The organism is Bifidobacterium ramosum (assembly GCF_009299505.1).
Classification (GTDB): domain Bacteria; phylum Actinomycetota; class Actinomycetes; order Actinomycetales; family Bifidobacteriaceae; genus Bifidobacterium; species Bifidobacterium ramosum.
Window position 1 is genome coordinate 96,009 of record NZ_WBSM01000005.1, and the last position, 25,179, is coordinate 121,187.

Genomic DNA, 25,179 nt, shown 5'->3' on the forward strand with positions numbered 1-25,179 from the left:
CAGAGCGGCGATACACACCCTCAGGTGGATCCAGTAGCTGTCATGATATCTGATTGATTGGATTTCGATGACGGTCTACGAAATCAACAGACAGCTCGTAGTACTTCAGTATCATCACTCTTGTTGTACGTCCCCACGCCTATTGCCGACCGGGACGCTGGGCTGTGCCTCCGCGATGGGAGTACAGCTGCGATAGCCGCACGCGCCCGGAACAGAACCAACTACATATCATCGCTGCAAATGGGGTCAAGGAGCCTGCCCTACCGACACTGTTGACGGTTGACTGAGACCGCTGCGGAACTGACACCTGTGTCTGATCCTATGATTCCTACTGAGCCTAAACCTGCTGAGCTTGATTTTGCTGCTGTGTCTACGCCTATACCGCAGCCAACTCATCTGCTTCCCCCTGCTGTTGTTTCCCCCTCCTCAGCGCGATGTTCTTCTCTCGTTCATCCGGTTTGAGGCGGTGCCGTCCGTCCCGTTCGTCCTGTTCTTCCTGTTTTCTCGTTCAGTTTCTTTGAGGATGGGGGGCTCTATTTAGAACTCAGGACCCATAAGTCCTGAGACGAAGAAGGTAAAATCGGACTAGTTGTTCACTTATCAGATGCCCCAGAATAAACCAATCCGTCCAAAGCGCTCCACGCTAATTTTGTTGAGCACGGTTTATGCCTTTAGACTTGATCACGTTGGTAACAATGAAGATGGAGCTGATTCGTATGCGTTTGATAGTTGACCAAGTTGGAAGAATCAATCACGCTTCTGTTGCGCTTGACGGTATTACCGTGTTAGTAGGGGCAAATAATACCGGCAAAAGTTCCTTGGGAAAATCTCTGTTCGCGCTCATTGATTCGTTCCGTGATTTCCCGGCTGAAAAACATCGGCAAATGCATCGTTCGATTCGTAATAGATTGCGTCTTTTTCTTACCGCCGATGTTTCATATCGGGACAATTTATATCGACTCTCCTCGCGTGTTGCTGACGATTTGACTGATGTTCTTTTCACCATCTATCATGATAATAATGATAATTTGTCTTTAGAACAGATTTCTGAGGTTTTTTCTAGATACCGGATTGACACTAATCAGCCTCGTTTTTCGCGTGAGAAGTGGTCTGAAGAAGATTTAAGTAATTTAACACGGAAAATACATGACATTCAACAAACTGCAGAAATACGAGAACGAATAGCGCGTTTATTGGCGTTAAAGGATGATGATTTTGCTTCCGAGTTCATTTCTTCAACTTTTCGCGGTATGTTTGACGGACAAGTCACAAATCTTATTACTGGTGCCGAGAACGCGCATGTCAAACTCTTAAATCATGACAGATCGATAGCAGAAGCCATTATTCCTCGTAATGGGCAGGCGAAGGCGGTGGTTCGTCTCGACAGGCAGTTACGCGCGATTATATTAGATGATCCACGCATCGCGGACGATGTATTTGGACACGGCGCTATGGGATCCGGCATTCGTGGACGGAATGTTTTTGGTTCGTATGAATATGAGCGTCTATCATGGCAACATCTGGCGGATGAACATATGAAGGATCCCTTCCCCGAAGAGCAGGAAGCTGATTCTGATTCGACTGTGGCTGATATGATTCTCACGCAGCAGGATGTCAACGTGGCATTGCAAAGACTCAATCAAGCGTATCCAGGAAAAATCATTCGCGGGGAAATGAACAGCACAGTGTTATCCGATGATGCTCCAGTCAAGGAACCCGTACATTTAGCAAATGCCTCGATGGGAAGTAAAGCCATGATGCTTATTCGATACCTCTTTGAGGAGGGTAAACTACATGAGGGAGATTTTTTAATTCTTGATGAGCCAGAGATTCATCTTCATCCACATTGGCAAATCTCCTATGCCCGTTTTATTGTGACGGTGGCGCAACGGCTTGGTGTGCGCATTCTCATTGCTACGCACAGTCCTTACTTTTTACAAGCCTTGGTGGATTACTCTCGTTTGCATGAATTTACCAAACAAACAGTCGTATATTCATCGGTTATGCAGCAAGATGAGACTATCTCATTTAAACAGGAGGATGAAAGCGGTATCGCACGAATATTCACGGATATGGCTGCACCCTTTATTCAAATTGAACAGGATATTGCCAATAGTCTGGTAGGATGAATAATGTTGACTCTTGATGAGTGTATTCCATATGTACTCATAAGTGCGCAAACTCTTGGAAAATCTGGAGTAGGTACTGTGAGTGAGTTATCTATAGATAATTCAATTCATGAAGATGAACAAAGAGGCGGTTCCGTCGTCTCAGATTCAATCTCACAAGTTGATTTTGATGAGTATGCAAGATGCTTTGCTAATCGACATGGTATTGCCGTTCCTTCATCTTGTGACGCGTTAAGCCGAAGTTCGGTTAACCATCATCGTTTTTTCTTTGTCGAATATAAAGGGGGAAATATTGTTGGTCGCGATCAAAAAACAAATGTTTTGTCAATTAAGTCAAAAGAAGCTAAAAAAATAGAAAAGAAGCTATATGATTCCGCATTAATGCTTGTTAAGGAAAAAGTAGTTGATTTGGAGACATTACGACGAACATTCGCGGTACTTGTCGTTGTAAGAAATGATCATATTCCCGGAATGATAGGTAGTCGCACTTTATCCCCATCAGCGAATCCGGTATTCGCTCATATGCAGCGATCCATTATAGAATTCACACTACGGAGTGAAATTGGACTTGCGGAAACATTGTACTTGGCTGTGAAAATCGTATCCGCGGATACATTCCAAAAATTTTATCTCCCTCACTTCCAATCCGTTATAAGGAAAAACTCATAGGATTTAAAAAGGTCAATGAAGTTTGGTATATCTTAGATGTTTGATGATAACGTCCGAATTTTTGCGCACTTTGGTCGGGTCTTAATGTGATAGGCATGGCCCGTGTCCTGTGTACGATTTTCTATCGCCAAACATAGGGAAACCGCGATTGGAAAGCAGGACACGAACCGTGTCACGGCAGATTCCACAGGTCGACCGGCCCATGTTGGAGACGACCGGATGGTCGGAAAAGCGTCGGGGAGACGTTGAACGCGATGTCCGACACTTCAGACCGACGAAATCAGCCGGTTGCTGTGGGGCGACCGCATGCCCTCGCAGATCCTCTCCGACAAGCTCAGGAAGGTGTACGCCGACATCGATGCGTGGCGGGAGCGGCCGCTCCCGCACCCGTACGTGTTTCATGGACGGCGTGTGGCACAGGTGCTGCCGGGGGCGGCAGTGTGGAGAACGCGGGCGTGCTGGTCGCGATCGGCGTCGGCGCCGACGGCCGCAGGAGGAGGCTTGTCGTCGCCGAGGGCATGAAGGAGGACGCGGAAAGCTGGCGCGGGTTCGTCACCGGCATAATCGAACGATGCCTCAGGGGCGTGAGATTGGTGACGGGCGGCCGGTGCGCGGGCCTGGTGGCCGCGGTGGGCGAACTGCCGCCCGGGGCGCGCGCTACCGGCGGTGCATAGTGCATTTCGAATACAACGTGCTCGCCGGGGTCATCTCCGGGAACCGGGACTGGACAACGGACGCGCTGAAGGCCGTGTTTCTCCGTGGGATCGAGGGACAACACTTTGGAGAAGGCGGAGTCCGTGGCCATGAGATGGACGTCAAGGGGATTGTCGGGTGTCTCAGGGAGGGCATCGGCGAGACCATGATCTGCCTGCTCGACGACTATCCCAGAGAGCACCGCCGTCGCATCCGCACGGACAGCATGATCGAACGGTCGGACCGCGAGATCCGGCATCGCACGCGCGTGGTCGGCTCGTTCCCGGACGGCAGGAGCGCGTTGATGTCCGCCTGCGCACGCGTGCGTTACGTCACTTCCAGCGAGTGGTCGATGCGCCGCTACTTGGACATGTCCCGACTCGGTGAGACCGTAACAGTAGCGAACCGGTCATCGCCACAAAGACAGACGGGCGAAGACCAAAGTGCGCAAAATCTCGGGCGATACAAGGAAGAAGCAAAAATGACGAATACCCCCCCCCGATTATTCATAGTCATCCCCTGCTTTAACGAAGAGCAGGTGCTCCCACGCACGGCGCCGCTCTTCCTTGCCAAGCTCGGACAGCTCGCCGCGCGCGGGGCCATCAGTGACGACTCGTGTATCCTGTTCGTGGACGACGGCAGCAGCGACTCCACATGGCAGATCATCAACGAGCTCAACGCTCGAGACCCCCACTACCAAGGCATCCGCCAGTCACGCAACCGTGGACACCAGAACGCCGTCTTCGCCGGCCTCATGGAGGCAAAGGACAAGGCTGACATCACCATTAGCATCGACTGCGACGGACAAGATGACATCGATGCCATGGATCGTATGGTTAACAAACATGCCGAGGGATACGACGTGGTCTACGGCGTACGCTCTAGCAGGAAGACCGACACGTTCTTCAAACGATTCACCGCCGAATCGTTCTACAAGCTTCTCAACGCGCTCGGAGCTGAGGTCGTCTACAACCATGCCGACTACCGGCTCACCTCCAAACGTGTGCTCAACGCGTTCTCCGACTACCACGAGGTCAACCTGTTCCTGCGCGGTCTGTTCCCCATGGTCGGATTTCCCTCCACGACAGTCGAATATGAACGCCACGAACGGATCGCGGGCAAATCCCACTACCCGTTGAGGAAGATGTTCGCCCTCGCGTTCAACGGCATCACCAGCTTGAGCGTCAAACCCATCCGGCTCATCACCGGATTCGGCGCCCTCGTCAGTGGTATCAGCTTCATCGCCGTGATCTGGGCAATCGTCATGGCTCTGACCGGCAACACCGTATCCGGGTGGGCCTCCACTACTAGCATCATCTGTTTTCTCGCAGGTGTGCAATTGCTCAGTCTCGGCGTCATCGGCGAATACATCGGCAAAATCTACCTTGAGACAAAACACCGACCACGTTACATCATCCAGGATCGTACAACGAATCAATAAATCGTTTGTATCAGGACGTCCATTGCATTTGTATGCCTTCCTTAGGCTCTCGAATCACTTGTATATCCAACTCCACATTGAACGGTCGATAATATGACCCAAATATCCTCATCTGCATCCATATCCGTTTTTTCACGAAACATCGCTTTCATGAGCAAACATCCAAAGCTTACAGCCGCAGTTTCCGCTTTGATTCCGATCTTGCTGATTTGCATCCTATCTAAGCCACATTTTGCAACGTCGGATGATTACAGTCACTCGTATTTTGCTATCGGCAGCCTCTATAATACTCGCTCATATCTTGACGTATATTCATTGATTTTAATAAGCGCACCGCTAGCCCTGCTTTATTCAATTGTTGATTCGATTCCATGGTATTCATTACTTCTATTTGCCGGAATATGGGGATTCACGGCCATTGCATATTGGCACATCCGACATACCCTTATTCCGTCATACATTAGATTTCTGAGCTTTGCCAGTATACTCACTATTGAGATATCTTCAACACTGTACCTTACCTACTCTATTGTGGCCTTTCTGTTCTGCGCAGCGGGATTCATGCTGATAATTCCAGTTGCAGCTTTCAGGAATGTGCCCAAGATCCGCTTTGCGGATGTTATCGGCATCCTACTGCTGGCGTTAGGGTTTTCTTTACGACCGGAATCCGGCGCCGGAACATTCCTCATGTTCCTCCCATTTGCGTTATGGGTTCTTTGCATAAATAGACATATTAGCTCCATTTTACGAATGGTAGCATCAATTCTTGCCGTTGTTTTTGCATGGATTTCAGGCCAGTTCGCCTATACCCATACTGAGGGATGGAAGGATTTCACCGCATATCTCAATCCCGGTAGAACGGTTACCGATTCACCCCATGTGGATGCTTCCGTTATCCAACAAGTTGTTCCGGAATTCAGCGAAAATGATGTCTCAATGATGTATCACTGGCTGTTTGCCGATCAGGACGTTTTTAGCATTGATCGATTTAATCGAGCAGCCTCCGCTATTCCCGCATATTCGCTTCATAATATCTTCTTATCCGGGAAAGCAGGTATTATATTCTCATTCATTTGCATTTTACTGGTTCTTCTTTGGGCCGTTATGATTGTGCGTTCACAATCAATTGTGCAGAACAATTATTCATGGCTACTGCCAACTGGCATTGCAATAATAACCATTGTTGAGTATGCGATTTTACTATTGCATGCCAGGCCTCGTACCTATGTTGTACTTCCAATACTGTTTACCGCAATTACAGCGATGATCTGCACCGAAAGACTCATCTCCACCTCGGAGTTACAGAATTCTATTTCGAAACCGACGAAGCGGGTTGGGAAGCACGCTATGACCAGAATGAGAACCAAACAAATCCTAATTATGTTATTAACCACTGTAATATGCCTGATGTTTTGTTCATACGTTGAACTAACCTCAGTACGTACCACGAAGAGCTATGTAGGCTTGAAAACTCCAATATCACGATATTTCGAGTACGCAAAGAATCATACTAATATGATTGTGATTCCTAGTTCGGATTTGGTGAACTATGCATATGAAAATGTTTTCACATATTCCGACATCGACATACCTTCTAACGTTGCCCTTCCCGGCGGATGGCGCGTTGCAACAAGCGTAGGAGATAATTTCTACAGTATCAATGGATTGGAAAAGGGGAATCTATTCATTCAATCATTCAAACACAAACGATTGGTATTCGCCGGCAGTAAGGATACAGCCGAAATAGTTCGCACATACCTCATCGAGCATACCGGAAAGTCCGTGAAACTGATGAAAATCGAAAATCTGGGCACCGCTTGGGGTACTGATAATTACCTCTACCGACTGGCGTGAGTTACGCTTTATTACGCTTTATCTTTGTGAGCCGAGCCACGTCAAAACCACCCTACTAGATTCCAGAAATACAAATGTGCGTCACAGGGAGAGAAGCCCTGTTAAGAATCGATGCCGATGGACAAGAAGTGCTGTCTTGTTAGGCGCGTAGTTGGGAGGCGCGGATGTTCTCCTGGACGGTTAGGCGACTAGTCCAGGAAAACATCCGCATCCCTTATTAGAACGAAACCACTAACAAAGACCGGTTACACACTTAGAGACAGGCCCATCCACATTTCTTTCTTAGCCCAGAATCGGACCACTTCAAGCTATTTGATGATTGTGGTGATGTGTCTGGCCGGATATCGCGCGGATCGGCATACGTTTACGTGTTTGGGATAGTGACCGACGACGATGTACATAACTGGTAGCTCGTAATCAGGAATGTCAAGGATCTTTCTGGTCTGTTTGTCCTGTTTCCGACTGAACATGGCGTTAAGTGGACACGCGGCCAATCCGCTATATTCGAGTGCATATAGCAGGGACATGGCGTACAAGCCACCGTCCACGAACGGTTCGTTACGCTCCGTGTGATTCATGAATGCTCTGATATCAGATGTGACGAGTATAAGTACCGGCGGAGTCGGATACCCCCTATAACCGCCTTGAATGTCCAGCAATGTTCGAATGGTTTCGGAATCAAAGATCTCATACACACGCGAAGCTTGACGATTGCATACCGATGGAGTCTTCATCGCGATGTCAACCGCCTCATTGAGCTCGTCGATGGTGACGGGGAGATCCGAATACTCACGAATCGCATACCGATGTTCAGACAATGTCTTGAAATCAAGGTGACGATTGTTCATTTTGGCGTCTCGCTCAATCATCAGTACACCCGACATGTCTGGATTCGCGTTCTGAATTGCCTGCCACAAACTGTCAGAGAACAAGCTGCGCATGTATGACAGATCATATCCGACGGTCTTGTGCCGACCGGCATATGCATGTAACGCAGATAATGCCTGTTGGTAAACAAACCCCTGAATCGCATCATCACCGAATCGTTGCAGATACGGTAATAATACGCTCATACCCTTAAGTACGCTCTTACCAAACCCTGGGCGAAAATTGTCGTGGCTCAGTCCTTTCTCGATCTGATGTGTGTGAAACAAGATTTGTGTTTCGAGCTGTCCACGCTGAGTGGATGTGGGACGAGAGCGATATTTTGCGAAACGCTGGCATTGAATGGCCGTATCCTTCACCAGTCGGAATGGCTCTTTCAGCGAGCCAAGCCTATTTAAGACGATCCTTCTTACTCCAAGAACAGACTTGGGCATGTAATTCTTAATAGTTTGCTTAAACATTTGGTCTTTCTCCGTGTTCGCCAAACGCAGGAAAGACCGATCAGTGTTAGCCGATCCTTCCTGAACGAATGAGTTATCCGTCAAGCAGAGGACCGGCCAATTGCTGTCATCATTTTTCTCTCATGATGGTGTTGATGATGTGTTTGGCTTTGCGTCCGATCCGCCGCCACAACGGGTTGTCCGCACGCTTGTACGCGCGCACGATGGGGGTCATGTACTCAACAAAGAATGGCATCCCCCCCCCGTTACGTCTTGCCTCGCGGAACGCCTTGAAGCTCTCGTCCATCAGACGGATGCGCCCCTCGTACACGCGCCTGCGATGCCGGGGCAGCGCGTTCGACGGCTGGACGCGCTTCACGGGCCGCCACTGGCCGGCCCTGTCCTTGAGCCACAGACGGTACGCGAGCCCCTCCCTGCGGTGACGCAGGCCGGACCGCTGGGACCTGGCCACGACCTCGACCGGCACCGGCTCGAGATGCACCTCGCCCGCGTACTCGTCGAACAGGTCGCGGATCTCGGGACTGCGGACCACGACCACGTTGGTGCCCTTGCCGTCCCTGACGTAGTCGGGCAGCCACGCGTCGCCGCACGTCATGTCCGCGGTCTCGGCGAGCACGTCGTCGCAGTACTCGCACGCGTTGTACTTGAAGTACCCGTACCCCCAGTTCGTGACCGACAGCTCGCGAGTCGGGCGGACCACCTCCACCGGACGTCCCTCCGCGTCCGTGCCGGTCGCCCGGATGCCGTAGTCGCTCGACGCGCGCCCGGGGATCTTGTACCGGAAGTCCACACTGTCCACACGGTCGGGGTCGATGCCGCTCTCCCACGCCTCGGCCAGCGCGAAGAACGACGACTTGAGATGCCCGCACACCAGGCCCAGATGGTACCTGACCCGCCCCGCGACCACCGGGTCCTCGCGCTCCAGCAGGCGCATGGCCTTGATGAAGCACGGGATCCCCACGACCGCGTACCGCTCGTCATGGGCGCGCACGTACTCGAGCACCCGCGACAACTCGACCGGATAGTACTTCGACTTCGCGCCCGACGCGAGCTCGTCCACCGTGTGCGACACCTGGTACGAGTACATCACGCCCGGCTCGTCGCACGCGCGCGCGTGGATCACCGCGTCCACCCGCCCCGTCTCCAGCAACTTCGCCGCCGTCCAGTTCACCAGGCCGCCCGAACTGCCCCTCTCGCGCCAGTCGCCGGCCACCGCGTACCCCGCGTACGTGTCCAGGTACCAGCCGACCGCGTCGTCGTGCCGGACGCCCTCGACGCCCCCGTACAGCTCGCGGCCGAGCACGTCCTCGTTTAGCCGCCCGTTCGCGAACGGGCACACGCGCGACGCCACCGGAGCGTGATCCCCCGAAAGCTCGACGGCCTGGTAACGACCGTCCCCATCCATCCGGACCGACAACGACGAATCCACAAACGGACACACCCCACAACCAACACAATACCCACCACGAATAACCTTACTCACATTGTCCATGATGGTTCTCCTTCCTTAATTCTGTGACTGAGATGCTTCAAATTCACCGCGCATGCGCAGGATGTTTGCCTACGCTAAGTTTACCGGTTAACACCCTACGTTCGTCCGATGTGGTGATAAATAGCCATATCGCCAACACATATAGTGCGCAATACAATGCCCCGTATAGAAGAAAACCAACGAGACCATGAATTTGTGTCAGATATGAGATAAGGCCGCTCACCGCGAGTACACCCGCACAAACCGCGATAATGGGAAGCATATGCGTCCAGAAATAAGTCATGTCCAAACCAATTCGATAGTGGTAATACCAATTCATAAATAAACCGGTTCCCAGTACGATACTGGCCACGTATCCCCATGTCGTGGCCCAGTAGCCGAATGACGGAATGAATACGATGCTGATAATAATATCAATCACAGATGTGAGAATATAAATCAAACTACGCATCTTATGTCGATTCTTCGCTCGCTGAATTTCAATACCCGTGTTTTGAGTTAAAGGGATCGCAACTGGTAAAGTCATGATCAGAATCATCCAATATGCGTCTCCGAATGACTCACCGGCCCATATCCGGATAAAATATTGTCCCACTAGTGCAAATCCACCATAGACAAAGCAGAACAGAATCATCTGATAACGACCTACACGTGTCATCAGTTCAGTCAATTTGCGATTATTGTTCTCCGTCGCGACCATCCTGTTGATCTTCGGAATGAACACATTCGACATCGTGGTTGACAGCATGAAGAAAATATTACGAATCTGTACTGCGATTGCGAATACAGCTACCGCACCGGATCCGGTCATAGCTCCCAATAGAAAATTAGGTACATTATTATTCACTAGATCAAAGATTTGATTCAAAAAAATCCAGAAGCTGAAGATTCCGATTGCCTTAAATAAAGCCCAGTCAAATCGACCAAACGAAAAACGCATATGTAATGATTGAATAGCATAACGAATATTGAGCAACAACAGAACCGTAGACACAATCAACCATGCGAAGGCGACACCTGCAGCACCGAAACCACATATCAACAACGTAATTGCTACACATGGAATAGCAAGAGTGGAAAACAGCTGACGAGATTGCTGAAATACGAATCTCTCATGCACCATGATATAGGAATCAAATACGCTTGCCGGAAACGACAAGGAAAGATTCAACACCATAATCAAAATTAAGGTCTTTGCTAATTCAATCTCGCCAGAGGTCAGCCCCTTGCTGAACAATGTCTCCGTATTGGCCCACAAAAAAACTCCACACAACAGACATATCAACATAATCGTCAAGAACACTATCAAGTACATACCATTCAAACGACGGATCCCGGCCTCATCATTCCGAGCTTTTCTCCGCGAATAGAATCGTACATATGCTGAGGTAAACCCCATGCTTAATAGAGAGAGTGACACTACCGTTGAATTGGTCATCTGGAATACGCCATAATCGCCTTTCCCGATAAAATGTAACAATAATGGCGTATATAATAGATTCACCAAATTCTTAGCTATCACATTTACATAGCCAAGAATAGCTCCCACTTTACGCTGAGAAACCATAACTATCCTACTCTTTCGAGCGCTATTCAATCATGGAATAAATAAAATTATTCATATGATATTAGCAATAAAAAATTATATATTCTCCCCATTAAGTTCCCTTTGCAAAATACTCCGACAACGATTCCTCTCAATTTGCAAAGACTTATTTATTTCCGTATAGTCCATACTTAATAATCCAGATAAGGAATCATTCATCTCCGTCCAAGTCCTACCCTGAATATGAAGAAGACGATACAATGTCTCAAATCTGCTATTCATTGATTTTCCATTACCGCTTCTTGGAAAATTAACGAATGCCTTTTGATACAGAATTGAAAAAATAGTTATATGGTAAGAATCAGTAAGAACGAGCGAAGCATGGTCAACAAGATCAAGAAACTCATCGGGGCCAATCACTGCATCACTATCCAAGCGGAGGATGCTCATCCCGGTTTCTCGAGCAATACCATCAATCTTGTTCTTTGGATAGTCACCAAGGAACATGGAAAGTATGTATCGTGTCCGAGGTCGACGCGAACAGGGAGATTTAATCTTGTCATAAATCTCCCGAGATAGAAGAAGCGTGGGATCAAGTACGACATCAGCCTTCAGTCCGAGCTGAGTCCGTACGATTTCGACGCCCTTATCCTCACGAACAGTAATCGTCGGGAAACCATCCAGATACCGTCGGTATTGTTCTACCTTTGCAGCCGGAAGTACGTCAACGGAAAAACTTGGAGCATACGTAAGACGTTGATCTCTCCTAGCAAACGTTAAAAAGAAGTTATCTCCCACAAATGGAGAGTCGGGATTCCATATCTGGTCACTCCCCACGACAAAATAGTCAAAGGAATCGGAAAAATTGGAATTATCACCACGGAAAGGCATTACCTGATTATAAAAATGAATATTCTTACTATTGAAAGAATCAAACTTTCCCTGTCTACGAAGTAAGGAAAAACCCTTAACCGGATTCTTCATAAACAGTAAGCAATCTTTTAATTGCTTTTTTATCGGGTTAAAAGGGTATGATTGTTTGATTGTGCACACTTTACATTGCGGGTATAAATCATTTATAAGATATTGTAAAGCGAAATTCTGAAGCCGCTGACCGATATTCGTTCCATCAGTAAAGGTTAAAATTGCAACTTTCATGAAAACTCACAATCTAAATTGTATGATCAGTAAAACGAACCCTAAAGGCAAGCATGATTAATACTAAAGAAAAAATTGTATTTGTTCTAGTGAAACATTGTGTATAAACAGCTACACAAATTAGGATCAAAATAATACCTATAAACAAATCAAATGTATGATTAGCGAACCTGTATCCGGAAATCTCGGCAAAAGATATTGCATAATAACATATGATAATTAATAAATACCATATTCCGCCAAGAACAAGTAACGATCCAAAATCCGCTTGTCCAAAGTGATGAAAAGCTAGATACCCACTTCTATAAATATAGGTACTTCCAAAACCTTTACCAAATAACCAAGTACTGGCTTCTCCAAAAGCATATGGAATTATGGATATGCGTTCCCCGCTTCCATTTGCGGCAGACCCCAAATCGCTTGAATTCAAAATAAGTTCAAATATATTTACAAAATTTTTATTTAAAAAGATCTGGAAATTGACATTTATGCTATAAAGCATATATATAACAACAAATATAGCATATGCACACGCAATGAAATATTGAATCTTAGTTAGCGATCCAGTATTCCCAGATATCCAATAAGCAAACAAGGAAATAGGTAGCAAAAGGAAAAGAGCCTTATTATCACTTTCAATTGCAATAAATAACGAAATAACAATCAAAGCGAGTATCAAAAAAACAATAAGAACTCTTAGATAATATTTGGATATCCTTTTTATATAGGAAATATCATATATTACAATAAAAATCGTAAAAAGACATACTATATGAGTAGATGCATATTGGAATAATCCAGAAATTGTATCAGGATAAAAGTCAATAACCGCGTCTGGATCCACAACCGCATTGATGGAAAATGGAACAAATATCTGCATGAGTAGAACTACGATATTTATCAGCATGGTTCCATTGAATAGCCAAAAACCCTTATCCAAGCATGTACTTATAACATTTGATCTACATTTACAAAGAAGGACAATGTAATAGACGTAAATAATTGGATAAAACTGCATTAAAAAGTTACTAAGCACATTCCCTATATCAAAGGATTCACCAAAAATGCAGCTCAATAGATAAAAACAAGGTATTATTACAATAAAAATAATACCAGTTTTCCAATATTTCTTAAAGGAAAAAACCATATATACCACAAGGGCAAATGTTATAATTTTATTTAATATTTGTCCAAGGCCAAAAAACTCCAAAATTGCTAGTTGGAGATATATCAGCAATAAAAAACAGTAATCTAAAAAATTTTTTGTACCAAATCTCATCGAAACCCCATCATTACCCTATTTGTTTACGAGTGACTTCCTATTATATAGATAATTCAAAATCCAAAGTAAGGGATAATCAACAAGACGATGGGAATCTTTTATTGTTGATTTCTTGCTAAACCGGAGTGATAATCTCACTATTTCATCATTTTCATATAACTGCTTTGGCCCACCAACTTCTGTTTTACGGAAATTATTGATTCTATCTAATAAACCATCTCGATCCTGGAAAAGATCAAGAAGCTGTTTTTCATTTTCTAAAACTATTCCATTATTATTCGCACGAACAACATCCGCAATATTACCACTATTCTTATTAGTGATAATAAAAGCATTTGCGGAAAAAGCTTCAAAACATGTATATGAATAAGTCTCCGGCCAAATAGACCAAAGCAGTGCAACATGAATCTGCGATTTACGCAATGCATCAGTCATCGCGTTCAAGTTAGAGCCACTAAAGCCTACCTTTACCTTCGACATGTTAGCATAAGAGTCATTTGAACTGTTAAATACAATAAACTGATATCCATCACCAGAGCAATTCGATACCAAACGAGACCAGGTCTCCCAACCTTTGTGCCGTCTTGGCATTCCAAGAAATCCTATTCTCACAGTTTGATTACTGGCCAACTGTTCGGCATTTCCATCATAATGATCGAAATATATTTGATGCGGTAAGACGATTATTCTCTCACCAAATTCTGGATGAAAATTCAAAAAAATATTTTTAGTGGTTTGTGATGGAGAAATAAATGTAATTCTACCAAGATTTCTTCTTAAAAGTGCCTGTATTTGAGGCTCGATCACATTACTTTGCTTATAAAATCGGCATCCGGAACAAACCTGCTCAGAGAAACCACGACCACCACAATAATCCAAATTATTCTTTAAGAGTGTATAGCCGGTACACGCATTATAATAATCATGCAAATAAACCTTGACGGGAACATCATTAGATGACATCAATAGATCTTCAATAAGATTGATATTCATATACATCAAATGATGTATATGAATATCAATTAACGAATATCCTCTTATCTCCCACTTCTTGAACAAATGAATCAGCTGGCTCATTTGATAAATGCCCTTGAATTCCCCATCAACTATAAGGCCGAATTTGCAAAAGAGCATATACCTATCGGAAAAAAAAGTTTTCTTTACCGAGAATAAACTGACATAACTAATTCCATGATTATTATATAATTGCTGATGTGCCATCATCACCTTAGGCATACCAGACTTGGATTCCAAATAATTAGCAAAAGATATAGCTATAACATATTTATTATTCACTATTTCTCCCAATAATTTATTTCGCAATACCGCCGCCTCATAAGGATTTCATTTGTTTCCCAATAAAATAGCAAGTCTATTACCGAAATTATTAACGGCACCCAAATAATGTGTCTTACAAGAAAAAGCAAGGGAACACCTTGAAATAAGTGTTTTCCGATAGTCCTTTACCTTCCTAAGCCAAGAAAGATAATCACCTGTTTGCTCTAACCAATCTCTAAATAGTAGAATCTCTTTTGCTTGATCGGCAATACTAATTTCCAATTTTTTTGTAGCAATATCAATAATACGATGAACTGGTGAATTAAACTTTACCCCAATAGCATTTGAGCCATGCTGACGGTATTTTAAAAATACGGCATCTTTATCATAAATAATCACACCACCGAGAAGAAGAGCTAGCATCGATACATAACGGTCATGCATCACAACGTCTCTTGGCTGTTCATACCGTTTTATATCGGATGCTATAACATCATTAAATACCATTGTGCAGCCTAATAAACCACCGCCACAGGTTATGGTGTAAAAATCCGTGGCCGGTTGCGTTTTATAGACATTTCTTCCACAATATACCAAATCCTGGTTAACTACCTGAGCATTAGAACAATACATCGCCGCACAGGTATACCCTCTCAGCATGCTAATAGCGCGTTGGAGCTTATGCTTATCCCACAAGTCGTCCTGATCCGAAAAAGCATAAAAATCACTGGATGGTGAATTATAAACAAGATCCATGAAGCTACGAGCAGGTTTCAGGTTTTCGCCACTATACCAAGATAGTGACCCACGTTTTTGGTAGTCATCAAGAATTGCCCGAGTGGAATCTGTTGACCCATCATCTCGAACAAGTAAATGAAGATCAAAGTCACCTTTTTGATTTAATATAGAATCTATTTGTTCGCGAATATATCTTTCACCATTGAAAGAAGACATCAAAACAGTGATCTTCATAACAAATCCTTACAATCAGGCATGAACAGTCATGATTCTTGAAATATCAAAACGCGTAGAACGGCAAGTAAGCGCTCTTTGTGCAAAATGACCTACCTCGATGTACATGATCAGAATCTCATTATCAGGTATATTCAGAAGTTTTCTTGTTGCCGAATCCTTCTTTCTTGTGAACATTGTGTTTAGAGGGCAAGTTGCGAATCCATAGGATTCAAGAGAATATAAAAGCGTCATTCCGAACAATCCACCATCGGTATAGCCCTCATTGTGTTCGTAGGAAGTCATGAATGCCGAAAGATCCGAAGTTATCAAAATAAGCATCGGAGGATTTTTATAGCCGTTAATTCCTCCCTGAATACTCAGTGCCTTCGCAATAGTGGATGGGTTTGTAATAATGTGAAGTCTAGTTGGCTGACGATTACAAACAGAAGGGGTTCTCATAGAAAGGGATAAGGCCGGTAAGACTTCTTCCACGGAAACCTGCTGGGGAGAAAACTCCCTTACCGAATGACGGTGCAAGCATAACTCTCTAAAAGAGAGAATATCATTACTCTCTTTCTCTTTAGAAGTTATAACAACACTCTTCCCGATCTCGCCATCGTAGGAGATAATATCAGCCCACTGCTCCTTGGAAAACTGGTTAGAATACCAGGAAAGATCAAATCCAATTGCCTGATGCCTATTTACATATTCGTGTAAGGCAGCCAAAGCATTACAATATACACTATTATTAGTGTACAAGGAATCATATGACTCCAAATCAGCTAAACGACTAGGCAATTCTAAAAAGATTTTTTTCCCAAAGCCATATTTAAAATCAGCGTGAGAAAGGCCTTTCTCTATTTGATGTGTAAAAAAAATAACCCTTGCTTCAGCCTGAGTTTTTGTCCTAGTCTTCAATCTGGAATAATTACGATCAAAACGAATATTCTGCAGAATACTATCTTTATATAAAACTATTGTCTGCCAAAACTCTCTCAAAGAGATCAACAAAAAGGATGGTACAATAGAAATAATTTTTTCTTTCATATTATGCCTCTCATAAACAAATTCATTTAATAACTTCTCGTCGTAGGAAATCAAGAGATCTTGCTCTTAATTTATTCAAACAGACATTAGCTTCGCTGTAACTCATCGAATTACTTAATAACGTATTTTCGTCTTTTATCCATCGGTCTGAAAGCTCTAATTCTTTCAATAGATCAATCATACGCGAATTTGCCGTTGTCCCGACTTTGAAAAAATGAAGAGGAACATTATAAACAATAGAAAAAACAGTGCCATGGAACGAATTCGTTACAACAGCATCGGCATTCTTAATTAATTTAACAAAAGTGTTCGGAGTAGCATTCCAGAAAAAACGATCAACATCCAACAAGTAGTCCTCGATGGACACTCCCACAGCATACACTTTAATTCCGAGTTTCTTTGCGAGTCTTCTGGCATAATGATATACATTCTTTTGCTTGTTATATCCATATACCAAAATATACCGCTCATGCGGAATAAAGGAGCTTGCAGATGCAACTTCATCCCACTCCTTCGCGGTCAAAAGAAAAACCGGATCCATAACCACTTGAACATTGTTTATACCTATATCTTCAAGTAGTTTAGCACCAGAGGTTTCTCTGACTGATACAGCGTTGAAGGCCCCAACTAAATTTCTATAACGGTCAACCTGATTGGATGGTATTTCAGGCATTGCCAAACTAGCCGCATATGAAATCTTCTTTGCTCCCTTCGGAACAAAGGTTAAAAAGAAGGTATCATCCAACCCATTAGGTAAATTTTTACAATTCCAAATCTGGTCGCTACCTGCAATGTATACATCAGCAACAGGTACATCTACCTTAATTTCCTGTACTGAATGATACATTTTTTTTGTCATTGGCACATAATTAGTCAAGAAATCGCCAAAGACCTTTTTCCCTTTAATCTTATCAGGGATCCTCAAAAAAAGATGAACGATTCTCTTTATCAAAGAATTACTTGTTTTTTTATAGTATTCCGGGTAATAATCCAATACCTTAGCATCCACACCCATTTGTGTGAGCGCTTTATTCAGTCCATAGGTTTGTAAAACTGCCCCATAGTTAAGCGGCCTATTACAGGTAACCGTTATGGAAGAAACTTTAGACATGTTATTCCTATCTTTACTTAGAGATTAGCTGATTATACTGTTTCTCAAGGTCTGCTATGTATGTTTCCGCCGATCTATTGGCCGCGTACCGCATACATGCCTTCTGCATATCCACATAAGCTGCTGACCCAATATTACTTGCGTCGACGATAACGCTTGCCAATGATGCCACGTTTCTCACCTCATAGGAGAAACCCGTCTCGCCTTCTTTAACAAGTTCAGGAATCCCACCCATCTGAGATCCTATAATGGGGGTACCTGCCGCAAGCGATTCAAGACCAGAATAAGGCATATTCTCATTCCATTCGGAACATAGCACCGAAAAACGGGCATTCCCCACTTCCCGTTGCAGATCTTCTCCACTCTTGTATCCGAGAAGTTGAATTCGCTGTGCTGCCATAGAGCCCGACATGCGAACAACCGATTCGATCGCTTCTCGTTCCGGACCATCGCCCACTATATGAAGAGTCCAATTTTCGGGCAACCGTCTAATGGCTTCCAAAAAGGCGCTAACTAAGGTAAGGACTCCTTTTTCCTTTGATAATCGACCGAAGAAAAGAAAATAAGGTTCAGAGGAATCGAACTTCCGATGATTTGCGACTTTTCTGCCTATTTCTAACTGTTTCTTTGTCAAAAAATTCTGTATCATGACGGTGCGTTCCGCATAGCCGCCCTGACAGAATTTACGTTTCATAAACTCTGATGGGGCAATAATTTTATCTATTCTGTCATAATAATGACGATACTTAATGAATTCGGCTTCTACAAAAGATAACGCACTTTTTACTTTCGAACCCTTGGTACAAGTATTCCTTAATACACCAAAATAATGTCCATTGATACAATCATCACATACTTCTCCACGCCCATTGATCATGGTATACACGGGACACAAAAAACTATAATCATGCGCGGTATATACAACTGGAACATGATGCGTCTTCAAATAAGGTGCATCTAGAATCGAAAAGGTGATCTGACGATGCACGAGATTCAAGTGAATTATATCAGGACAAAACTCTTCCAGCAAAGACTCGAACTTACGCTTAGCCTCTGGAGAGTACGCAAGCGTGGCAGCCTCTTCAACCTTTCGAATCACGGAGATATTGCCGGTATAGTCTTTCTCCGAAACGAAATATTTATCCCAATATGTTTTTTCATTTTGCGGATGTTGCATCGCGAAAAACGCAACTTCATGCCCCATCGCGCGAAGTCCCTCCGCAAGGGCAAACAGGTAAGTTTCTGATCCACCTTTATGGTAGAAAAACTTATTGACCAATAAAACCCTCATGAATCAGCCTCTCGCTTCACCGAAAAATAGCCGCTCATACTCGTCCGCAATGAACTGCCAGCTGTAGGCGTCGGCGATACGCTGCTTGGCCTTCTGCCCCAGAGCATGAATCTCATCGGCGGTCATGGCGTCGGCACGCTCGATCAAGGCCGCCAGATCACCCGGTTCCTTCGACCAATACAGAGCTGCGTCCTCAGCCACTTCGCGGTTGAAACCCACGCCCAGCAACAGATTCAGATCGGTCGATCCCAGAGCCTCCAACAGACTCGGATTCGTGCCGCCCACTTCATGTCCGTGGAAATACCCGTACGCGTTTTCGCGAATCTTCATGAGCAGTTCCTTGTCATAGACTGTGCCCACGAATTTAATGCGCGGATCCTTGTCGAAACCGGTTTTGGCTTTAAGCTCCTCAAGGAATTTGTCGCTCACGTTCGTGATCAATGCGAAATCGCGCTTCGAACCGCTTTTCATGAACTCACGGATCATCGTCTCATAGTTGTTTTCCGGTACGAACCGGCCAACCACCAGATAATACGACTTCGGAGACAGCCCCTTCTCCCGGTACCAGTCCAACAGCTTCGGATCATCGTCCGCAAGCTTGCTGGCTCGGGTCTCAGCACCGTACGAAATGAACAACGTCTGCGGATCATACTGCGGGTATTCCTCATGGATGTATGTCTCCATGTTCTTGGAGTCGCACACCAGCAGATCGCAGTGCTTGGTCATCATCTGTTCTGAAATCTTCCAGTACTTGCGCACAGGAGCACTCCACTTGGCGCGCATCCATTCGTGGCCGTCAGGATTGATGTACAGCTTGCCACCCAGCCTGTGGATCACCCGCTCGAAATGCGCGGCGAACGGTCCGATACGGCATGCCAGCACGTACACTATCGGATGAGGGATATGATTCGCCCGAATGTACTTCACGCACTCGTTCAGCGCGGCGACATCATAGTAGATTGCCTGTGCCGGGCCGATGTTCGGCACGTTCACCTTGAAGCAATCGGCGTTATGGTAGGAGAAGCGGCCTCGCTCGGTGGCCTTGCACGCCACATGATATTTCAGCGCCGCATTACCCGCGTGGTATTCGGTCAGTCGATCCACGAACGTCTCATAGCCACCATAATTGCCGGGAATGCCCTTCGACCCGACGATGAACACATGCTGCACGTTCTTTCCGATCATTTTGCGGCACCGTCCTTCTTGTGCTTGCTCTTCTTCTCGCCGTCAACGCCGTAATAGTAGTAATAGTTGTCCTTCTGCTTCTCCTGCTCAGCAAAACTAAGCACCACGCCCACCGGCTCGATGCCGAGCGTCTCGAGCTCCTCGTCGGTTTCGCGCAGGCGGCGCTTCTCGGCCACGCCCAGACCGGTCACCAACAGCAGTTCCGGGCCTTCCTTGGCGAACACGGCCGCATCGTTCGACACCTGCATCGGTGCGGTGTCGATGATCACGTAGTCATACGTCTCCGCGACCTTACGAATCAGCGACTTCATGGCGCGCGAGTTCAGCAGGATGCTCGGGTTCATGGTCTGCCGGCCGGCGGGCAGCACGTGGAAGTTCGGCTTCCAATACCGCTGCACGGCCTCCTGCGAGGTCACCTGGCCGGTCACCAGATGGGTCAGGCCGACAGTACCTTCGATTTTCAATTTCTTAGCCACTGAAGGATTGCGCACGTCCGTATCGATAAGCAACACCTTGCTGCCGGACTCCGCGAACGCGGTCGCCAGATTGGTAGCCACGGTCGTCTTGCCCTCCGACGGGCTGCTGGACGTCACGACGATCACGTTCGGCATGCGGTCGTCACCGGTATCGGAGAACGTCAGATTCGTACGCAGACGACGAACGTCCTCGGCCTCACGCGACGCCGGGCGGGAAATGATCACCGGTACGTCAGCAAACACATCCGAACGCGTGAACGTCCCCAGCACCTGCGCATCGACGATGGCCTGCACATCAGACGACTGCCGCACGCGACGATCCAGCAGATCGCGCACCACAGCGGCGACCACACCCAGCACGATGCCACCGACCACGCCGATGGCCAGATTCATCGCCACGTTCGGCGAACTCGGCGACGCCGGCACATACGCCTGCTGCACGACGCTCAGGTTCACCGGCGAAACGATCTTGTCGCCGTCGTCGCTGTACAGCGTGCTCGTCACCTGTTTACGCAAGCTTTCCGCCACGCTGTTCGCGATGTTCGAGGACGTCTTCGGATCGGTGTCCTCCACACTCACCTCGACCAGCATCGTGTCGGTCGGGTTGGATGCCGTCACCTGCTTGGCCAGATCGCTGACCGTCGTGTTCAGACCAAGATTGTCGATCACCGGCTGCAACACGGATTCGGTCTTCACCAGTTGCGGATACGTCTGAATCTGCGACTGGATGTACGAGGAGCCGGCGTTGTACGAATTCGCGTTCGTATCCTGCGTGGTGCCGCGGTAGGTGGCCATGAGCTGCGCGGTCGCCGTGTACTGCGGCGTGCGGGTGAACGTGTACCCGCATACCCCCGCGATCACCACGATGGCAGTGATGATCGCCGTGACGACATGTTTCTTCACCGCTCCGACGACATCAATCGTGATCACATCATTTTCCGCGATATCACTACCGGCCAAGACTCACTCCGTTCTCCATATCGACGGCATGCACGCCACCTGCGGATGTTCCAATCTTCTGTGACCAGACTACACGTAGGGGGTACCCTATCGTCGCCCTATTCTCGAGAATCGGGTGTAGTGCGCAGGATCATCGCGGTATCTCCACCAACCGGGCTGGTCGCGACGTGCACGGTCAGCTCGATGCTCTCGCCGGGCTGGAGCACGATGCTTTTCGCACCCAACGTAAGTCCGTCATGCACGCCGATCGAGTCGAACTGGCCGTTCCCCGCGCCGGAGCCGGTGAACTTCCAATCCACCAAGCGTCCGCCCGCCGGCGCGTACACGTACGCTATGGTCGAGATTTCGCCGCTTCTGGTCACGTCGTGCTGGTCATGGCCGAGAATGGCGTCAGGATACGTGCCCACCTTGGCCGGGTCCGCGGTGTTGGTCAGCTTCACATGAATTGTGTACTGTTTCGCACCGGTCGGATAGGTTTTGTCGTACTTGCTGGTGATCTCGCGCGTAAGATACCAGTCCATCTTGCCCATCGTGTTGTCGTTGAAGTACACGCCCGCGACCGGCTTGCTCGGATTGCTTTGCAACGCGCCGGCGATCGTCGTGTCCTGAATGCGCTTCTGCTCATCATCGTGAGCGCTCCACAGGTATACGTGACGATCCAGTACCGACTGCTTGACCGCGCCCACCAAGCCGGTGCCGTTGTTGCCCGCGGACGTAAGTACGTAATTGAACACGTTGCTGGCCGTCGCCGAGAAGAACTCGTCCTGTTCGTCGCCGGACGGCTTGTCGATATAGGTCTGGTTCAGCAGGATCTGCGCCGTATTGTCGCCGTTGAGCACCGTGCCGTCCGGCAACGTCATCGATCCCGTCGCCTTGATCAGATTCTGCAGAAACACCGGATCGATGCTGATCACGCCATCCACGTCCTGGTTATGCAGGTGCTTCCACATCGCGGACGCAAGCTGCGCGGTTCGCGGAAAGTCGGGAGTGAAATTGATGTCCTGCTGGAACGTGCCGAGCTTCTCGGAAAACAGGCTTTTCTCGTCGGCGGTGAGCGTGATGATCGGCTGGCTGACAATCGCGTTGGGATCGGCCGGTTCGAACTCGCCAATGCTGAGCTTGCCCTCGTTCACCGTCAACGTGCCCCACGATCCCGGAATGCCGCCGGTCGTACGCAGTTCCGCATTGTTCTGCACGAGGACCAGGTACGTGCGGGCCTTGCCGTTGCCCTGATCGGTCAGGTCGAACATGGACGGCGCCAGATTCGCCACACGCGTGCCAAGATCGACCAGTCCGGACAGCTGACCGAACTTGGTTTTCGCCGTCGCCAGCGCGTCGGTGAGCTGCTGGACGTGCGTGCCGTCGATCTTGCCAAGGTTCACATTCGCGTCGGCAATCACCGAATTCGCCGCGGTCAGATCGTCGGCGATCGACGCCATGTCGCCGAGGTCGATGGTGCCGTTCTTGATGCCGATGGTGCGCAGGTTCAGACCGCTTACGGAATTGGCGAGCTTGGGCAGCGCATTGTTCGATACGTCCTCGAGAATCGCCACCGTGTCGCGTACGGCGCGGATATCGGAACCATAGTACGGGGTGATCGAGGCGACCGTCCATGCGAGGTTGCTGGTTTCGTGGTACGTGGCGTCGATATGGTCGGCGAAGTCGTTGATGCTGGCCTTCGCCGCGTCGGTCTCGCCGGCCATGACCTGCGTCTGGATCTGCGACGCCGACGACACCGCCGCCTCGACCTCGCTGAACGCCTTCAATGCGGAGACGGCGAACCACCCGGCGATGCCGATCAGTGCGACGATGAGCGCCACAATGGCGAGGAGGATGTTGCGAATGCGCTTCTTGCGCTTGATCCTGCGGATATGCTCGCGGCTCATGCGGCGGCGATGCTTGCGTCGTTCGGCGTCGGCGGCGTCGCTGGCGAGAACGTCCGGATCGATGTCGGGTCGGATGACCGCGGCCCAGGAGAGGTCGGCGGATGAGTCGGCGGCGGTGCCATCGCCGTGATCATTATCGTCCTGCCGATCCGATGACGAATCCGATGATGGGAACGCGGATGGATCCGACGACGGGAACGACGATCCTTCCGACAACGATGGTGCGGATTGCGACGACGCCGGCGGCTGCGGCGGCTCGGATGGCGCAAACGACATTGGCTCGGTTCCCATGGGATCACTCATGGAATTCGATAGTAACGCAATGGGGGTATGTCAGATACCCCCGAAACCACATGTGGCTGGTTCCCGTTAAGCAATGGGAACCAGCCACACCTGCACGCGATCGCCGGTACATGGCGATCATCAGGTCACGATGACCGCCGGCACGTCGCGCGGAATACCAGTACTGTATCAGTATTGGTTGGGGATGAGGACGAGTTTGCCCTCGGCCACATCCTTGAGATGCTTGCCGTACGGGCTCTTGCCATAACGCTCGGCCGACTCGAGCAGCTCGGCCTTGCTGATCCAACCATTCTCATAGGCGATCTCCTCGACCACCGCGATCGGCAGCCCCTGCGCACGCTGCACCGTACGCACGAACTCGCCCGCCTCGTACAGCGAGTCCATCGTGCCCGTGTCCAGCCACGCATAGCCGCGCCCCAGCGTACGCACGTTCAACGCGCCGGCCTCGAGATATATCTTGTTCAGATCGGTGATCTCCAGTTCGCCACGGGCCGACGGCCTGACCCGCTTCGCATAATCCACCACGCGCTCGTCGTAGAAATACAGGCCGGTCACCGCGTAGTTCGACTTCGGCACCGTCGGCTTCTCCTCGATCGACACGGCCTTCTTGTGCTCGTCGAACTCGACCACGCCATACCGCTCCGGATCGTCGACATAATAGCCGAACACGCTCGCGCCCTCGCCGTTCTCGGCCTTCGCGACCGCCTTGCGCAGCGTGGCGCCCAGACCGTTGCCGTAGAAGATGTTGTCGCCCAGCACGAGCGCGCACGGCTCGCCGCCGATGAACTCCTCACCCAGCAGGAACGCCTGCGCCAGGCCGTCCGGTGACGGCTGCACCTTATACGAGAACCGCACGCCGTAATGGCTGCCGTCGCCCAGCAGACGCTCGAAGTTCGGCAGGTCCTTCGGCGTGGAGATGATCAGGATGTCACGGATGCCCGCGAGCATGAGCACGCTCAATGGATAGTAGATCATCGGCTTGTCGTATACCGGCAGCAGCTGCTTCGACGTGACCGTCGTCAACGGATACAGACGCGTGCCCGAACCACCGGCGAGAATGATGCCCTTCATGTCGGCT

General features: G+C 48.2%; 19 protein-coding genes. 5 read left to right on the forward strand and 14 right to left on the reverse strand.

Translation table 11 applies throughout. The features are described from left to right. Positions 1 to 695 precede the first annotated feature (695 nt). The 5 genes from DSM100688_RS05790 (at position 696) to DSM100688_RS05810 (ending at position 6,786) form a co-directional block, all read left to right on the forward strand. On the forward strand, positions 696 to 2,129 hold the full coding sequence (locus DSM100688_RS05790) for an AAA family ATPase (protein WP_163146892.1): 1,434 nt from the start codon (positions 696 to 698) through the stop codon (positions 2,127 to 2,129). A gap of 3 nt (positions 2,130 to 2,132) precedes the next feature. Continuing rightward, a complete protein-coding gene (locus DSM100688_RS05795; RefSeq protein ID WP_152358199.1) occupies positions 2,133 to 2,798 on the forward strand; it encodes a hypothetical protein in 666 nt (221 codons plus the stop codon). A gap of 254 nt (positions 2,799 to 3,052) precedes the next feature. After that, positions 3,053 to 3,472 (forward strand): transposase, encoded by a 420-nt coding sequence (locus DSM100688_RS12350; protein ID WP_420837484.1) that lies wholly within the window; start codon positions 3,053 to 3,055, stop codon positions 3,470 to 3,472. Further along, positions 3,370 to 4,932 carry a glycosyltransferase gene (locus tag DSM100688_RS12355; RefSeq protein WP_420837485.1) on the forward strand — a complete coding sequence of 521 codons (1,563 nt, stop codon included), beginning with the start codon at positions 3,370 to 3,372 and terminating at the stop codon, positions 4,930 to 4,932. The genes DSM100688_RS12350 and DSM100688_RS12355 overlap by 103 nt, the downstream gene beginning before the upstream one ends. Before the next feature lie 150 nt (positions 4,933 to 5,082). Next, complete coding sequence (locus DSM100688_RS05810; protein WP_152358200.1) at positions 5,083 to 6,786, forward strand: hypothetical protein; 1,704 nt, start codon at positions 5,083 to 5,085, stop codon at positions 6,784 to 6,786. A gap of 308 nt (positions 6,787 to 7,094) precedes the next feature. On the opposite strand, the gene DSM100688_RS05815 is transcribed toward DSM100688_RS05810, so the two are convergent. The 14 genes from DSM100688_RS05815 to rfbA form a co-directional block, all read right to left on the reverse strand. Further along, entirely contained in the window at positions 7,095 to 8,132 is a 1,038-nt protein-coding gene (locus DSM100688_RS05815; protein ID WP_152358201.1) for a nitroreductase family protein, read from the reverse strand. 109 nt (positions 8,133 to 8,241) lie between these two features. Continuing rightward, a complete protein-coding gene (locus tag DSM100688_RS05820) occupies positions 8,242 to 9,483 on the reverse strand; it encodes a Coenzyme F420 hydrogenase/dehydrogenase, beta subunit C-terminal domain (RefSeq protein WP_163146893.1) in 1,242 nt (413 codons plus the stop codon). Between the two features lie 184 nt (positions 9,484 to 9,667). After that, complete coding sequence (locus DSM100688_RS05825; protein WP_152358203.1) at positions 9,668 to 11,191, reverse strand: lipopolysaccharide biosynthesis protein; 1,524 nt, start codon at positions 11,189 to 11,191, stop codon at positions 9,668 to 9,670. 75 nt (positions 11,192 to 11,266) lie between these two features. Then, positions 11,267 to 12,328: a polysaccharide pyruvyl transferase family protein gene (locus tag DSM100688_RS05830; RefSeq protein WP_152358204.1), complete on the reverse strand. Its 1,062-nt coding sequence runs from the start codon at positions 12,326 to 12,328 to the stop codon at positions 11,267 to 11,269. A gap of 13 nt (positions 12,329 to 12,341) precedes the next feature. Continuing rightward, positions 12,342 to 13,607 carry a hypothetical protein gene (locus DSM100688_RS05835; protein WP_152358205.1) on the reverse strand — a complete coding sequence of 422 codons (1,266 nt, stop codon included), beginning with the start codon at positions 13,605 to 13,607 and terminating at the stop codon, positions 12,342 to 12,344. Positions 13,608 to 13,625: 18 nt separating this feature from the next. Continuing rightward, a complete protein-coding gene (locus DSM100688_RS05840) occupies positions 13,626 to 14,906 on the reverse strand; it encodes a glycosyltransferase family protein (protein WP_152358206.1) in 1,281 nt (426 codons plus the stop codon). Positions 14,907 to 14,954: 48 nt separating this feature from the next. Then, positions 14,955 to 15,860, reverse strand: a complete 906-nt coding sequence (locus tag DSM100688_RS05845) for a glycosyltransferase (protein WP_152358207.1) — start codon at positions 15,858 to 15,860, stop codon at positions 14,955 to 14,957. 15 nt (positions 15,861 to 15,875) lie between these two features. Next, on the reverse strand, positions 15,876 to 16,889 hold the full coding sequence (locus DSM100688_RS05850; RefSeq protein WP_152358208.1) for a nitroreductase family protein: 1,014 nt from the start codon (positions 16,887 to 16,889) through the stop codon (positions 15,876 to 15,878). Positions 16,890 to 16,911: 22 nt separating this feature from the next. Further along, complete coding sequence (locus DSM100688_RS05855; protein WP_152358209.1) at positions 16,912 to 18,000, reverse strand: polysaccharide pyruvyl transferase family protein; 1,089 nt, start codon at positions 17,998 to 18,000, stop codon at positions 16,912 to 16,914. Between the two features lie 13 nt (positions 18,001 to 18,013). Continuing rightward, positions 18,014 to 19,291 carry a glycosyltransferase gene (locus DSM100688_RS05860; protein WP_152358210.1) on the reverse strand — a complete coding sequence of 426 codons (1,278 nt, stop codon included), beginning with the start codon at positions 19,289 to 19,291 and terminating at the stop codon, positions 18,014 to 18,016. Positions 19,292 to 19,294: 3 nt separating this feature from the next. Next, a complete protein-coding gene (gene cps2T, locus DSM100688_RS05865; protein WP_152358211.1) occupies positions 19,295 to 20,476 on the reverse strand; it encodes a beta 1-4 rhamnosyltransferase Cps2T in 1,182 nt (393 codons plus the stop codon). Beyond that, positions 20,473 to 21,882 carry a tyrosine-protein kinase domain-containing protein gene (locus tag DSM100688_RS05870; protein ID WP_240811842.1) on the reverse strand — a complete coding sequence of 470 codons (1,410 nt, stop codon included), beginning with the start codon at positions 21,880 to 21,882 and terminating at the stop codon, positions 20,473 to 20,475. Before DSM100688_RS05870 ends, cps2T begins: the two co-directional genes overlap by 4 nt. A 128-nt stretch (positions 21,883 to 22,010) precedes the next feature. Further along, positions 22,011 to 24,101, reverse strand: a complete 2,091-nt coding sequence (locus tag DSM100688_RS05875; protein ID WP_239519386.1) for a DUF4012 domain-containing protein — start codon at positions 24,099 to 24,101, stop codon at positions 22,011 to 22,013. A 168-nt stretch (positions 24,102 to 24,269) separates the two neighbouring features. Continuing rightward, positions 24,270 to 25,172, reverse strand: coding sequence for a glucose-1-phosphate thymidylyltransferase RfbA (gene rfbA, locus DSM100688_RS05880; RefSeq protein ID WP_152358212.1), 903 nt, complete (start codon positions 25,170 to 25,172; stop codon positions 24,270 to 24,272). Positions 25,173 to 25,179 lie beyond the last annotated feature (7 nt).

Bases quoted from the DNA above. Each gene is read 5' to 3' on its own strand.
- DSM100688_RS05790 (WP_163146892.1), top strand. From the start codon at position 696: ATGAAGATGGAGCTGATTCGTATGCGTTTGATAGTTGACCAAGTTGGA.
- DSM100688_RS05795 (WP_152358199.1), top strand. From the start codon at position 2,133: ATGTTGACTCTTGATGAGTGTATTCCATATGTACTCATAAGTGCGCAA.
- DSM100688_RS12350 (WP_420837484.1), top strand. From the start codon at position 3,053: ATGTCCGACACTTCAGACCGACGAAATCAGCCGGTTGCTGTGGGGCGA.
- DSM100688_RS12355 (WP_420837485.1), top strand. From the start codon at position 3,370: ATGCCTCAGGGGCGTGAGATTGGTGACGGGCGGCCGGTGCGCGGGCCT.
- DSM100688_RS05810 (WP_152358200.1), top strand. From the start codon at position 5,083: ATGAGCAAACATCCAAAGCTTACAGCCGCAGTTTCCGCTTTGATTCCG.
- DSM100688_RS05815 (WP_152358201.1), bottom strand. From the start codon at position 8,132: ATGTTTAAGCAAACTATTAAGAATTACATGCCCAAGTCTGTTCTTGGA.
- DSM100688_RS05825 (WP_152358203.1), bottom strand. From the start codon at position 11,191: ATGGTTTCTCAGCGTAAAGTGGGAGCTATTCTTGGCTATGTAAATGTG.
- DSM100688_RS05830 (WP_152358204.1), bottom strand. From the start codon at position 12,328: ATGAAAGTTGCAATTTTAACCTTTACTGATGGAACGAATATCGGTCAG.
- DSM100688_RS05835 (WP_152358205.1), bottom strand. From the start codon at position 13,607: ATGAGATTTGGTACAAAAAATTTTTTAGATTACTGTTTTTTATTGCTG.
- DSM100688_RS05845 (WP_152358207.1), bottom strand. From the start codon at position 15,860: ATGAAGATCACTGTTTTGATGTCTTCTTTCAATGGTGAAAGATATATT.
- DSM100688_RS05850 (WP_152358208.1), bottom strand. From the start codon at position 16,889: ATGAAAGAAAAAATTATTTCTATTGTACCATCCTTTTTGTTGATCTCT.
- DSM100688_RS05855 (WP_152358209.1), bottom strand. From the start codon at position 18,000: ATGTCTAAAGTTTCTTCCATAACGGTTACCTGTAATAGGCCGCTTAAC.
- DSM100688_RS05860 (WP_152358210.1), bottom strand. From the start codon at position 19,291: ATGAGGGTTTTATTGGTCAATAAGTTTTTCTACCATAAAGGTGGATCA.
- cps2T (WP_152358211.1), bottom strand. From the start codon at position 20,476: ATGATCGGAAAGAACGTGCAGCATGTGTTCATCGTCGGGTCGAAGGGC.
- DSM100688_RS05875 (WP_239519386.1), bottom strand. From the start codon at position 24,101: ATGAGTGATCCCATGGGAACCGAGCCAATGTCGTTTGCGCCATCCGAG.
- rfbA (WP_152358212.1), bottom strand. From the start codon at position 25,172: ATGAAGGGCATCATTCTCGCCGGTGGTTCGGGCACGCGTCTGTATCCG.